This window comes from Xanthomonas graminis pv. graminis, from assembly GCF_030168915.1.
GTDB lineage: Bacteria > Pseudomonadota > Gammaproteobacteria > Xanthomonadales > Xanthomonadaceae > Xanthomonas_A > Xanthomonas_A translucens.
On the sequence record NZ_CP076255.1, the window covers coordinates 3,153,768 to 3,166,884 of the forward strand.

A 13,117-nucleotide genomic window follows, 5' to 3' on the forward strand; every position below is an offset into this window, starting at 1 on the left:
GTCGCAACGTGCCGGCCTGCCTATGCTCGAACCGTGGCCGGGATCCGCTGCCGTGCCGCCGCACCCTGTCAGCCGCCGCCGTTCGCCATGCGTGCGCCAGCCTCCATCAGATTGCATGCGCCGCACGCGGCGAATGCCGCCCTTCACCGACGCGGCGCCCTTGCGGGCAGCCGCCGCCCCACCGACCCAGGAGACCCACGATGCTTTCGACACGCTCACTGAAACACGCTGCGCTGCGCTGGCGGCGACGCCTGCCGCTGGCCGCCGCGGTGGCCGCGCTGACGCTCGGCGCCGGACTGGCGCAGGCCGCCGACGTGGAGGTGCGCGGCACGCTGCATGCCGACCAGCCGGGCGCGCAGGTTTCGCGCAACCTGTTCGGCCAGTTCGCCGAACACCTGGGCAACGGCATCTACGGCGGCGTGTGGGTCGGGCCGGACTCGAAGATCCCCAACACCCGCGGCTACCGCAACGACGTGGTCGCGGCGCTGAAGGCGCTGGACGTGCCCAACATCCGCTGGCCCGGCGGCTGCTTCGCCGACGAATACCACTGGCGCGACGGCATCGGCCCGCGCGCCAAGCGCCCGACCAGCATCAACACGCACTGGGGCGGCGTCGAGGAACCAAACAGCTTCGGCACCCATGAGTTCATGGATTTCACCGAACTGGTCGGCACCCAGGCCTACGTGGCCGGCAACGTCGGCGACGCCGCGCCGGACGAAATGGCGCAATGGGTGGAGTACATGACCGCGCCGACCAAGTCCACGCTCGCCAACCAGCGCCGCGGCAACGGCCGCCAGGCGCCGTGGAAGGTGCCGTACTTCGGCGTCGGCAACGAGCTGTGGGGCTGCGGCGGCAACATGCGCGCCGAATACGCCGCCGACGTGTATCGCCGCTACCAGACCTTCGTCAAGGCGCCGGCCGACCAGAAGATCATGAAGATCGCGCCCGGCCCCAACGAGGGCGATTATCACTGGACCGAAGTGATGATGCGCGAGGCCACCAAGTTCATGGACGGCATGAGCCTGCACTACTACACGGTCCCCGGCGGCTGGCCGCCGCGCGCCTCGTCCACCGATTTCAACGAGAACGACTGGATCGAGACCCTGTCGCGCACGCTGGTGATGGACGAGCTGCTGACCAAGCACAGCGCGATCATGGACAAGTACGACCCGGGCAAGAAGGTCGCGCTGGTGGTGGACGAATGGGGCACCTGGTACGGCGGCCTGCCCAACGTCAATCCGGGCTTCCTGCACCAGCAGAACACGCTGCGCGATGCGCTGGTGGCCTCGCTCAACCTGGACATCTTCGTCCAACACGCCGACCGCGTGCGCATGGCCAACATCGCGCAGATGGTCAACGTGCTGCAGGCGATGATCCTCACCGACGGCGACAAGATGTTGCTGACCCCGAGCTACCACGTGTTCGCGATGTACAAGCCGTACCAGGACGCGACCGCGCTGCCGCTGCAGATCAAGGCGCCCGACTACAAGCTCGGCAACTACACGGTGCCGTCGGTGCACGGTTCGGCGGTCAAGGCCAAGGACGGCCACGTCTACGTGGCGCTGACCAACCTGGACCCGAACCGCAGCGCCGAGGTCGTGGTGCAGGTCGGCGGGGTACAGGCCGGCGGCGTCAGCGGGCAGATCCTCACCGCGCCGAAGATCACCGCGCTCAATACCTTCGAGCAACCGCAGGCGGTGCAGCCGGCCGCGTTCAACGGCGCAAGCCTGCAGGGCGGCACGCTGAAGGTGGCGCTGCCGGCCAAGGCGATCGTGATGCTGAAGCTGCAATAGACGCGATAGTCGCGGACGCCTTCGCGCCCACCCTCCCGCTGCAGGGCGCGGGCTGGTCGTCCAAACCACGTCGACGCAGGTCGGCGTGGTTTTTTTATGCGCCGCGCTTACTCCGGCGTGTCGGACAGCCGCGCGAACAGCGAGTCGCCGTCCGGCGAGATCAGGTCGCTGACCGCCCAGCAGCCGTTGCCGCGGCGCTGCAGTTCGATCTTCACCGTGCCGGGTTTGCTGGCCGCGCCGCGCAGCGCCAGCCGATAGTCCATGCGCACCTCCAGCACGGTCGCCAGGGAGCCGCCGGACACCAGCGTGAAACGCGGCGTGTCCTGGATGTCGCCATCCTGCGCATTGGTCCACGGGTCGTCGTGCAGGCAGCGGATGCCCTCGCGCTCGGCGCAAGCGAGTTCGGTCTTGATCGCGTGGGCGAAGGACGGGGTCAGCAGCCCGTCCAGGTTCTGCGGCCGCCGATAGAAATCGCGCGCCTGGTACAGCCGCTGCGCCACCTGCAGCGGCGTCGCGCATGGCGGCGCCTGCGCCGCGGCGAGCGCAGGCAGCAAGACGAGAATGGCAACGAATCGACGCATGCGCGGCTCCGCGGTCGGGGGCGCCTATCAAGCCTGGATCGCGGCGCGCGCGCAAGCGCCGGGCAAAAGCGCCGGCGCCGGTGAATCGGCCCCGCGACCTCGCGCGATCCGGCCTGGCGACCACGCGCCCGGCGGCCGCCCACAGCCCGCCGCGCCGCTTCCCAGGCACTGCATCCGGCGCGCAACGGTCGGTGCCGAAGGTAGCAGCGGCGGTTCGCGGCAGCGGCCGGCGCGCATGGCGGCGGCCGGCCTCCGTGGATTTCTGTGCGCTACGCTCCTATCATCCGCCGACCTATCGAGGATACGTGCCCCATGACCACCCCGCAGATGTCGGTGTATTTTTTTCTGCAGGCGGCGGCGATCCTGTTGATATGCCGCCTGGTCGGCCTGCTCGCCAAGCGCGTGGGCCAGCCGCAGGTGGTGGGCGAGATGATCGCCGGCGTCGCCCTGGGGCCGTCGCTGTTCGGCCTGGTGCTGCCGGAGCTGCAGCAGGCGCTGTTCCCCAAGCAGACACTGGACATGCTGTACGTGGTCGCGCAGCTCGGCGTGGGCCTGTACATGTTCCTGGTCGGCACCGACTTCCGCAGCGACCATTTCCGTGCGCGTTACCGCAGCGCGATGAGCGTGTCGCTGGCCGGCATCGCGGTGCCGTTCGTGCTGGCGTTCGCGCTGGTGCCGTGGCTGCTGCACACCCCGGGCCTGTTCTCGGCCAGGGCCAAGATCCTGGAAGCCTCGCTGTTCCTGGGCGCGGCCATCGCCATCACCGCGTTCCCGATGCTGGCGCGGATCATCCACGAGCGCGGCCTCACCGGCAGCTCGCTCGGCACCCTGGCACTCACCGCTGGCGCGGTGGACGATGCCGCGGCGTGGTGCATCCTGGCCATCGTGCTGGCCAGTTTCGGCGGCAGCTGGAACAGCGCCTATCTGGCGATCGGCGGCGGCGTGGGCTACGCGCTGTTCATGCTGCTGGTCGGCCGCCATTGGCTGCGACGCCTGGCCGAGCACGTGCGTCCCGACCAGCCGCTCAGCGCCAGCGTGCTGGCGGTGGTGCTGATGCTGTTCTGCCTGAGCGCCTGGGCGATGGACGCGATCGGCATCCACGCGGTGTTCGGCGGCTTCCTGCTCGGCGCCTGCCTGCCCAAGGGCGCGCTGACCGAGAAGCTGCGCGAGCAGTTGCAGCCGTTCGTGGTGGTGTTCCTGCTGCCGATGTTCTTCACCTTCTCCGGGCTCAAGACCCAGCTCAGCGTGCTGCTGGATCCGCAGATCCTGATCGCCGCGGTGGCGATCCTGCTCGCCTCCTTCCTGGGCAAGGGCATCGCCTGCTGGGCCGCAGCGCGCGTCAGCGGCGAGAACAACCGCGACGCGATGGCGATCGGCGCGCTGATGAACGCACGCGGGCTGATGGAGCTGATCATCATCAACATCGGCCTGCAGGCGGGGGTCATCGAGCAGGGCCTGTTCTCGATCCTGGTGCTGATGGCGATCGTGTCCACCTTGCTGGCCACGCCGCTGTTCAACTGGGTGATGCGCCGCGCCGCCGCGCGCGAGGCGGCGCCGGCAGCGGCCGGCGGCCGGCTGTAGCGCGCCGCGCTGAGCGGTTTGGGTGGCGTCATGTGCGCCTAGCGTGTCATGAGGCGTGTTGGCGATGGGACTTGCCGTGAAGTGCTGTCGCGGCTGAAGCCGCTCCTACAGGCACGGTTGCACGGAACCTCACAACGGCGTCAGCCGCCATAGTCCGTAGGGATTGGCGAACAGGTCGCCGGGCTGGAACTGGGCGCTGGGTTCGGCGTCGAGCCGGTAGCGCGGCGCATCCTCCGCGACGGCGAAGGTGTGGCCCTCGCGCATCGGCGGCGCTTCGGTGAACAGATACCAGGTGAAGGCGTGCAGCAGCGCGACCGGGTCGTCTGCCGCCTGCGCCGCGACGATCGCGTCCTTCATGCCGAACTGGTGCATGCCGCAGGAATACACCTGCTCGCCGGTGAGGTTCAACACATACGCACGATGGGCGCTGAACAAGGCCAGGTCCGCGCACAGCTGGCGCCACGCGCCCGGGCCGTGCGCCACGCCGCTGCTCTCGACCTTCACCCCCAGGCCGCCGGCATCCAGCAGCGCCGCGGCCGCCAGCATCATCGCCTCGGCGCGCGCCCGGGAACCACCATCGCCGATCAGGTACACGACCGAGGCATGCGCGTGGATGCGCGCCATGTCGTCGGAATCGAGCCAATGCGGCCCGGCGGCAGCGAACGCGTCCGCCATGCGCGGGTCGCGCGGCTCGTATTGCAGTTCGAACGCGTCGCCGCTTTGCACATGCAGCAGAACCTGCCCGGCGAACAGATAGCCGCCGCAGTCGCGGACGATGCGCGCGAGCAGATCCGAGCGGTCCGGCCATGGGCCGGGAATGCACAACACGATTTTGGGAGTTTCGATCACGGTGGCGGCTCCTTGCCGTCAGGTAGCGGATGCGCTCGAGCGGAATGGCCGCCGCAGCGAAACGGGCGCGGCAACGCTGGCCGCAGGCCACGCCATCCTCAGGTCAGCGGCGTCATCACGCCCTTGCGGTAGGCCGGACGCTGTTGCAGGCGCCGGTACCAGTCCTGGAGATGCGGCAGCGCCGGCCGTTCGATCGGCATCTCGAACCAGGCGTAGGCGAAGCTGCCCAGCGGGATGTCGCCCATCGCGAACTGCTCGCCCGACAGCCACGGCTGCTGCGCCAACGCCGCATCGGCCACGCCCAGCAATTGGCCCGAACGCGCCAGCGCGGCGGCGATCCTGGCCTCGTCGCGCGCTTCGGGCGCGGTGCGCAGCGTGCCCCAGAACAGGTCGCGGAACGCGCCGGCGAAGCGGGAGGTGGTCCAGTCCATCCACTTGTCGCCACGCGCGCGCGCGGCCGGATCCTGCGGATACAGCATGTCCGGCGCGTAGCGCGCGGCCAGGTAGCGCACGATGGCGTTGGATTCCCACAGCGCCAGGCCGTCGTCCTCGATCGCCGGCACCAGGCCGTTGGGATTCAAGGCGCGGTAGGCCGGATCGGCGGTCTTGCCGAACGCGCCGCCGGCCTCGATCGACGCGTAGTCCACGCCGATTTCCTCGGCGCACCACAGCACCTTGCGCACGTTGTTCGAATTGTGTCGGCCCCAGATCTTCAGCATGGCAGCACTCCTGTCGCGAGCGCCAATTCTATGCCGGCGCGTGCCGGCCTGCGCCGCCGGCAGCGGCGAGCGCGCTCAGTCGAACTGCAGCAAGAAGCCGCCGCGCGCCGGCAACGCCACCTCGACGTTTTGCGTCGGCCCCACCTCGATACGCCGGCTGGCCAGGCCCAGCGGGCCGTCGCCATCGACGATCAGGCGGGCGCCGCGGCCAGCCACGCCCAGCTCCGCCAGGTTCAGGCGCAGCGTGCGCGGCTGCGCATCGGCATTGATGCCGGCCACGTACCAGCGCGTGCCGCCGCGCCGCGCGAACACCGCGAAGCGGCCGGGATAGCCGTCCACATAGCGGCTGTCGTCCCACACCGAGGGCAGCTCGCGCAGCAGCGCCTGCACCTCCGGCGCGGCCTTCTCAAGAGTCTCCGGGGTCTCGGCGTAATGCTGGATGCCGGACACGAACAGCACCGTCTCGGCCAGCTCGAAGCCCGGCGTGGTGCGACGCTGCACCTTGTCGTTGAGCTTGACCAGGGCCAGCGGGGTGAAGTCCATCGGGTCGAACACGTTGCGCGCGAACGGCAGCATCGCCGCATGCGCCGGCACCTGGTCGGCGTTGACCTGCTCGAAGGTGGCGAATTCCAGCCCGCGCACCGCCTCCATCGTCATCAGGTCGGGCCAGGTGCGCTGCCAGCCGCGCGGCAAGGTGGCGCCATGGAAGTTGAGCATCAGCCCGTAGGGCGCGGCATCTTCCATGATGTCCAGGTAGTAGCCGATCATCGACTGCCCGTCGCCGCCGAAGAAGTCGATCTTCACCCCGGCCACGCCCATCGCCTTGAGCCGCGCGAACTCGCGGATGCGGCTGGCGTGGGTCAGCATGCGGTCGCGCGGGGTCTGCGGCGCGTCGTTCCAGCTGCCGGCCGAGTTGTACCAGAGCAGGATGGCCACCTGCCTGGCGCGCGCGTAGGCGATCAGCGCGCGCAGCTTGTCCTCGCCGATCTGCGTGTCCCACAGGGCGTCGATCAAGGTGTAGCGCCAGCCCATGCGCGCGGCGAAGTCGATGTAGCGCTTCTGCACCTCGAACGTGGTGGCGCCATCGCCGAGCAGCGGCCAGCTCCACGCCGCCTTGCCCGGCTGCGGCGGCGCGATCGGCGCGGCCGCGGGCGGATCGGCCAGGTCGGTGCCGAGCGTGGACTCGGCGATGGTCTTCAGGCTGCCGACCGCGACGATGCGCCACGGCGAGCGCCACGGCAGCGCGAAGCGCGGATTGGCGGCGCCGCCGGGCAGCACCTCGCGCGGATCGGGCATGCCGATCGCGTATTCGCCGGGCGCGTCGGCGACCTAGCGCAGGCGGCTGCCGGCATGGCCGCGACCGAGCGAGCCTTCGCTGAGCAGAACCCAGTCCGCCGCATGGCGGAACAGGGCCGGATACACCCAACCGGCGGCGAGCGGCGATGGCGTGCCAACGCCGATGTCCTGCAGGTAATACTCCTCGTACGAGGGATTGGTCCTGCCGAAGCCGGTCTTGGCCGGCGACATCGGCTGCAGCCAGGCGCGGGTGGCGGCGGCGAAGCGGAACGTGGTGGCGTCCTCGCGCAGCTGGCGGATCGTCGCATCGCGCTGCGGGAAGACGTAGCGGAACGCGACGCCATCGTCGGAGACCTGGAATTCGATCTGCAGGCGCTCGCCGTTGGCGCCGCGCCAGGAGAACACGCGGCGGTTGGCGCGGTAGTCGTTGATGCGCCGCTTGCCGGTCAGCAGTGCGTAGCGATCGTGCACCGGCGCGACCGGCGACACCGCGAGCAGGCGCAGGCCCTTGGAGAAATCAGCATCGTCGCGGACCAGGCCCAGCCGCGAGCGCAGCAGTACCTCGCGCCCGTCGCGCAGCACGCGGTAGTGCGCGCTGCCGGCCGCGTCCACGCTCACTTGCGCGCGCAGCGTGGCGTCCGGGCTGAGCACGTCGCCGACCATGCGCTCGGCGGCCAGCGCCGGCAGCGCGCACAGCAGCAACGCACAGGCCGCGGCGATCATCGCCGAGGCCCTGCGCCAGCGGCTCAAAACTGCGGGTTCTTTTCCCATACCGGCCTCGCCCGGCAATAGACCGCATAGCGCTCGTGGGCGATGCGGTAGAACGGCAGCAGGGTGATCGGGCCTTCGATGCCGTCGGCCTCGAACACCTGCTCATGGCCTTCGCGCTTGCGCGCCCACAATGTTTCCGGCGCGAAATACACCGACGGCAGCTGGCGGCCGACGATCCGGTTCAACGACGGCCGCTGGTCGGACACGTGCAGTTGCGCCGGATCGATGCCGTCGCTGCCCAACTGCGCGGCCAGCACCAGCGGGCCGTACATCATCGCCTGCAGGCTGGGTTCGTCGGGCAGCGGCGCGGCGTGCAGCGCCATCGGCAGGTCCAGTTCGATGCGATCGCCGTCGGCGAAACGGCGCTCCAGCGCCAGATAACTGCCAGGTGTCGCCTTGACCGCCTGCGCCTTGCCGTTGATGCGCAGGCGCACGCCCTGCGTGGCCCAGTACGGGATGCGCAGGCGCAGGGTCATCTGCTGCGGGCGCTTGCACTGGAACTCCAGCGCGGTGCCCTCCTGCTGCGGGAAGCGGGTGCGCTGCACGACGCGCAGGCCGCGCTCGGCCCAGTCCAGCTGCGAGGCGATGAACAGATTGACGGTGAGGCCGGCAGCGTCGCGGAAGTAGATGCTGTCGTTGCTCTTGGCGAACTCCTCCACGCCGGTGCCGGTGCAGCACCAGAACGAGGCGAACGGGGTGTTGTAGAGCTTCCAGTAGCCGGCATCCATCGGCACGAAGTACATCATCATGCCGGCTTGGTCCTGGGTGCCCAGGCGCGCGTTGAACAGCACGCGCTCGTAGTAGTCCATCAGCGCCGCATCCGGCTGCCAGGTGTACAGGTGCCGGGTCAGCTTGAGCATGTTGTAGCTGCAGCAGCACTCGTGGCTGTGCCCGCTCAGGCGCCCGGCGAAGTGGTCGGGCTTGCCGAACATCTCGAAGTCGCTGACGCCGCCAGTGCAATAGGCATGGTGGCCGCTGACCGTACGCCAGAAGAACTCGGCGATCTGGCGCTGGCGCGGCTCGCCGTCGATCTCGTAGGCGCGCGCGGCAGCGACGATCTTCGGGATCTGGGTGTTGGCGTGCAGGCCGGCCAGTGTGTCGCGCTGCTGCGCCAGCGGTTCCAGCAGCGAGGCCTGCTGGTAGCGCGCGGCCCAGCGCTGGTACCTGGCATCGCCGCTGAGCAGGTATAGCTCGAGCAGCGACTCTTGCACGCCGCCGAACTCCACGCCGAGGATGTGCTGCCACTGCGCGTCGTCGCAGCCGTCCATCCACGCGCCCAGCCAGTCGGCGAAGCGCTGCGCGGTGCGCAGCGCCTGCGCATTGCAGGCATGGCGGGCCATGTCCAGGTGCCCGGCCAGGATCTTGTGCGCGGTGTAGAGCGGCACCCACACTTCCTCGCCGCGGCGCAGCCGCGCGTAGAACGCGGCCGGATAGGCACCGAGATAACCGTCTTCGCGCTGGCAACGCGCCAGTTCGGCGACCAGCGCATCGGCCTTGTCCTTCAGTGCGGCATCGCCAGTGGCGGCGTACAGCAGCGCGCAAGCGGACAGGTAATGGCCACCGGCGAAATGCCCGCGCAGTTCGCACCGCGGCGACTCCCAGCCGCCCAGCGGTTCGGCGTGCGAGGCCAGGCCCGCAGCAATCCGGAAATTGTGCAGCAGGCGGTCGTTGGGAATCGACATCAGGTAGCGGCGGTCGCGCTCGCGCGCCTGCAGGAACGGGCCGTCGAGCAATTGCACCTGGCCCAGCGCGAACGGCTGCTCGCGCAGCGGCACGACCGGCTGCCGCTTCGGCTGCTCGGGCATGGCGGCCGATGCTGCCGCGCCCAGCGCCTCGCCCTGCGTCAACAGGCCCAGTGCGGCCAGCGAGGCGCCGCCGTAGTGCAGGAAGTCGCGGCGTGTGCAGGCCAGGCCTGCCTCTTCATAGTCCGTCATGGATCCGCTCCCGCATCCGGCGTGCGCCGGGTCAACACGCGCTGCAGCAGGCAGAACAGCAGCAGCAGCGCGCCGATCACGATGCGCGTCCACCACGAGCTGAGCGTGCCGTCGAACACGATCAGGGTCTGGATCACGCCCAGGATCAGCACGCCGAACAGCGTACCGATCACATAGCCGCTACCGCCGGCGAGCAACGTGCCGCCGATCACCACCGCGGCGATCGCATCCAGTTCCAGGCCCAGCGCATGCAGGCTGTAGCCGGACAGCATGTAGAACGTGCACACCACCCCGGCCAGCGCCGAACAGAATCCGCTGAAGGCGTAGACCTTGACCTGGGTGGCGGCCACCGGCAGGCCCATCAGCCGCGCCGAAGCCTCGCTGCCGCCCAGCGCGTACACGCAGCGGCCGAAGCGCGTGCAGTGCGCCAGCCACATGCCCAGCGCCACCGTGGCCAGCGCCATCAGCGCGCCGATCGACAGCGAGGCACCGGCGCCGATCGGCACGCGGAACTGGGCGATGGCCACATACAGCGCATCGTCGATCGGGATCGAATCGACGCTGATCAGATAGCTGGCGCCGCGCGCCAGGAACATGCCGGCCAGGGTCACCACGAACGGCTGCAGCCGGTAGCGCTGGATCAGCATGCCCATGAACGCGCCGAACAGCGCACCGAGCAGCAGCAGCAGCGGGATCGCCGCCAGCGGCGACCAGCCGTGGCGTTGCACCAGCGACGCCGACAGCACCGTGGTGAAGGCGATCACCGCGCCCACCGACAGGTCGATGCCGCCGCTCAGGATCACGAACGTCATGCCGACCGCGGCGATGCACAGGAAGGCGTTGTCGATCAGCAGATTGGCGAACACCTGCGGCGACAGGAAGCCGTCGTAGAGCACGCCGCCGGCGCCGGCCATGGCCACGAACAGAGCCACGGTGATCGCCAGCGGCAGGCGCGCGCCGTGCAGCAGCGTGCCGGCGCGGCGCAGGCCATGCGCGCGCTGGATCGGCGCCCCGGCCGCGCTCATCGCCGCGCTCCCGGCTCGGCACGCCGCACCCAGCCGCGCACGCTGGCGCGGAACTGCGGCGACTGCAGCAGCATCACCGCGAACACCAGCAACGCCTTGATCAGCATGTTGACCTGCGCCGGCACGCCGATCGCATAGATCGTCGCGGTCAGGGTCTGGATGATCAGCGCACCGATCAGGCTGCCGGCCAGGCTGAAGCGGCCGCCGTCGAGCAGCGTGCCGCCAAGGGTGACCGCCAGGATCGCGTCCAGCTCCATCAGCTGGCCGGCGTTGTTGGCGTCGGCGCTCTTGACGTTGGAGCTGATCAGCAGCCCGGCCAGGCCGGCGCTGAACGCGCAGAACACGTACAGCAGCACCGCGATCAGCCGCGCCTTGATCCCGGCCACGCGCGCCGCGCGCGGGTTGTGCCCGATCGCACGCACGAACAGACCCAGCGCGGTGCGCCCAAGCAGCAGCTGCAACACCACGAACACCGCGGCGACCACGAACAGCGCGAACGGCAGGCCGAGCAGGAAGCCGTTGCCCAGATAGAAATACGGCGGGTAGTAGATGGTCAGGATCTGGCCATCGCCGATCAGCTGGGCCACGCCGCGCCCGGCCACCATCAGGATCAACGTGGCGATGATCGGCTGCATGCCGACCTTGACCACCAGCAAGCCGTTCCACAACCCGCACGCGGCGGCGACCAGCAGCGGCGCCACGATCACCGCCCACAGCGGGAAGCGGCTGTGTTCGCCGCCGCCGATCATCCACGCCGCCACCGTCGCGGCGATCGCCACCACCGCGCCGACCGAGATGTCCAGGCCGCGCACCGCGATCACCAGGGTCATGCCCAGCGCTACCAACGCCAGCGGCGCGGCGCGGTTGCCGATGTCCACCAGGTTGCCGTACAGATGCCCGTCGCGCCATTGCAGCGCCAGGAAGCCGGGATTCCACAGGCCGTTACCGAGCAGCAGCAACGCCAGCGTCGCCAGCGGCCAGAACAGCGGATGGGCCGCGATGCGTGCCGGCAGCCGCGGCGCGCGCGGCGAGGAAGTGCTCGCCACGCTCATGCCGCCGCGCTCCCGGCGATCAGTTCGAACACCGCACGCTCGCCGCAGCCGCCGGGCAGTTCGCCGACCAGGCGGCGTTCGCGCAGCACCGCGATGCGGTCGGCGATGCGCTCGATCTCGGCGATCTCGGCGGAAATGAACAATACCGCCATGCCCTCGCGGGCCAGCGCCAGAATGCGGGTCATGATGTCCTGCTTGGCGGCGATGTCGATGCCGCGGGTGGGTTCGTCGAGGATCAGCAGCCGCGGCCGCGTCGCCAGCCAGCGCGCCAGCACCACTTTCTGCTGGTTGCCGCCGGACAGCAGGCCGACCGGTGTCTCCACGCTGGCGGTCTTGATGCCCAGCGCGTCCACATAGCCCTGCGCGATGCGCACCTGCTCGGCCAGCGGCAGGAACCGGCGCAGGCCCATGCGCGCCTGCAGCGCCAGCACGATGTTCTCGCGCACCGACAACTCGGCGACGATGCCGTCGGTCTTGCGTTCTTCCGGACACAGCGCCAGGCCGTGGCGGATCGCATCGGGCGGGCCGCGCAGCGCCACGGCGTGTCCGTCGATGGACACGCGGCCGCAATCGGCGCGGTCCAGGCCGAACAGCAGCCGCGCCAGTTCGGTGCGGCCGGCGCCGAGCAGGCCGGCCAGGCCCAGCACCTGGCCACGGCGCAGCTGCAGGTCGATCGGGTGCAGCTGGCCGCGCCGGCCCAGGCCCTGCGCCTGCAGCAGCACCGGCGCGGCTTCGGCCGGCGCGGCGTCCACCGCGGCGGCGGCCGCGGCGGCCACGTCCAGTTCGCGCCCGACCATCGCCGCGATCAACCGCGGCGCCGGCAGCTCCGCGGCCAGGTATTCGCCGACCAGGCGGCCGTTGCGCAGCACGCTGATGCGGTCGGACACCGCGTATACCTGGTCGAGGAAATGGGTGACGAACAGGATCGCCATGCCCTGCTCGCGCAGACCGCGCATCACCCGGAACAGTTCGGCGACCTCGCCTTCGTCGAGGCTGGAGGTGGGTTCGTCGAGGATCAGCACGCGCGCCGACACGCTCAGCGCGCGCGCGATCGCCACCATCTGCTGCACCGCCACCGGATAGGCGGACAGCGCGCGGCGCACGTCGATGTCCACGCCCAGCCGCTGCAGGCACTCGCGCGCCTCGCGCTCGACCCGGCGCCAGTCGATGCGCCGCGGCCAGCCCTTCAGCGGATAGCGCCCGGCGAAGATGTTCTCGGCCACCGACAGGTTCGGGCACAGGTTCACTTCCTGGTACACGGTGCTGATGCCCAGCTGCTGCGCCTGCAGCGGCGAGCTCGGCGCAATCGCGTCGCCGCCCAGCGCCATACGCCCGGCATCGGCCGCAACCGCGCCGGTCAGCAACTTGATCAGGGTGGATTTGCCTGCGCCGTTCTGGCCCATCAGCGCGTGGATCTCGCCGCCGCGCAGGCACAGCGCCACATCGTCCAGCGCGGCAACGCCGGCGTAGGCCTTGCTCAGGCCCTGTGCGTGCAGCACGACGGGGGTCACCGGCA

Annotated in this window: 11 protein-coding genes; 2 read left to right on the plus strand and 9 right to left on the minus strand. The window is 70.0% G+C overall.

The annotated features are described in order from the left end of the window. Positions 1 to 200 precede the first annotated feature (200 nt). A complete protein-coding gene (locus KHF85_RS13645; RefSeq protein WP_231104238.1) occupies positions 201 to 1,793 on the plus strand; it encodes an alpha-N-arabinofuranosidase in 1,593 nt (530 codons plus the stop codon). A gap of 107 nt (positions 1,794 to 1,900) precedes the next feature. Here KHF85_RS13645 and KHF85_RS13650 read toward each other — a convergent pair whose 3' ends face one another. Next, positions 1,901 to 2,374 (minus strand): hypothetical protein, encoded by a 474-nt coding sequence (locus KHF85_RS13650; RefSeq protein WP_284567073.1) that lies wholly within the window; start codon positions 2,372 to 2,374, stop codon positions 1,901 to 1,903. A 312-nt stretch (positions 2,375 to 2,686) separates the two neighbouring features. On the opposite strand from KHF85_RS13650, the gene KHF85_RS13655 reads away from it, so the two are divergent. Beyond that, entirely contained in the window at positions 2,687 to 3,955 is a 1,269-nt protein-coding gene (locus KHF85_RS13655) for a cation:proton antiporter (RefSeq protein ID WP_284567074.1), read from the plus strand. Between the two features lie 129 nt (positions 3,956 to 4,084). Here the strand turns inward: KHF85_RS13655 and KHF85_RS13660 are convergent, their stop codons facing one another. From KHF85_RS13660 to KHF85_RS13695, 8 genes are all read right to left on the minus strand, one after another. Next, positions 4,085 to 4,804 (minus strand): hypothetical protein, encoded by a 720-nt coding sequence (locus KHF85_RS13660; RefSeq protein ID WP_284567075.1) that lies wholly within the window; start codon positions 4,802 to 4,804, stop codon positions 4,085 to 4,087. 98 nt (positions 4,805 to 4,902) lie between these two features. Continuing rightward, entirely contained in the window at positions 4,903 to 5,523 is a 621-nt protein-coding gene (locus tag KHF85_RS13665; protein ID WP_284567076.1) for a glutathione S-transferase family protein, read from the minus strand. A 75-nt stretch (positions 5,524 to 5,598) separates the two neighbouring features. Beyond that, on the minus strand, positions 5,599 to 6,819 hold the full coding sequence (locus KHF85_RS13670) for a glycoside hydrolase family 97 catalytic domain-containing protein (protein WP_284567077.1): 1,221 nt from the start codon (positions 6,817 to 6,819) through the stop codon (positions 5,599 to 5,601). 33 nt (positions 6,820 to 6,852) lie between these two features. Further along, complete coding sequence (locus KHF85_RS13675; RefSeq protein ID WP_284567078.1) at positions 6,853 to 7,569, minus strand: glycoside hydrolase family 97 N-terminal domain-containing protein; 717 nt, start codon at positions 7,567 to 7,569, stop codon at positions 6,853 to 6,855. Continuing rightward, positions 7,566 to 9,524 carry a glycoside hydrolase family 127 protein gene (locus KHF85_RS13680; RefSeq protein ID WP_284567079.1) on the minus strand — a complete coding sequence of 653 codons (1,959 nt, stop codon included), beginning with the start codon at positions 9,522 to 9,524 and terminating at the stop codon, positions 7,566 to 7,568. The genes KHF85_RS13675 and KHF85_RS13680 overlap by 4 nt, the downstream gene beginning before the upstream one ends. Continuing rightward, positions 9,521 to 10,549 (minus strand): galactofuranose ABC transporter, permease protein YjfF, encoded by a 1,029-nt coding sequence (gene yjfF / locus KHF85_RS13685; RefSeq protein WP_284567080.1) that lies wholly within the window; start codon positions 10,547 to 10,549, stop codon positions 9,521 to 9,523. Before yjfF ends, KHF85_RS13680 begins: the two co-directional genes overlap by 4 nt. Beyond that, complete coding sequence (locus KHF85_RS13690; RefSeq protein WP_284567081.1) at positions 10,546 to 11,601, minus strand: ABC transporter permease; 1,056 nt, start codon at positions 11,599 to 11,601, stop codon at positions 10,546 to 10,548. Before KHF85_RS13690 ends, yjfF begins: the two co-directional genes overlap by 4 nt. After that, complete coding sequence (locus KHF85_RS13695) at positions 11,598 to 13,112, minus strand: sugar ABC transporter ATP-binding protein (protein ID WP_284567082.1); 1,515 nt, start codon at positions 13,110 to 13,112, stop codon at positions 11,598 to 11,600. Before KHF85_RS13695 ends, KHF85_RS13690 begins: the two co-directional genes overlap by 4 nt. Positions 13,113 to 13,117 lie beyond the last annotated feature (5 nt).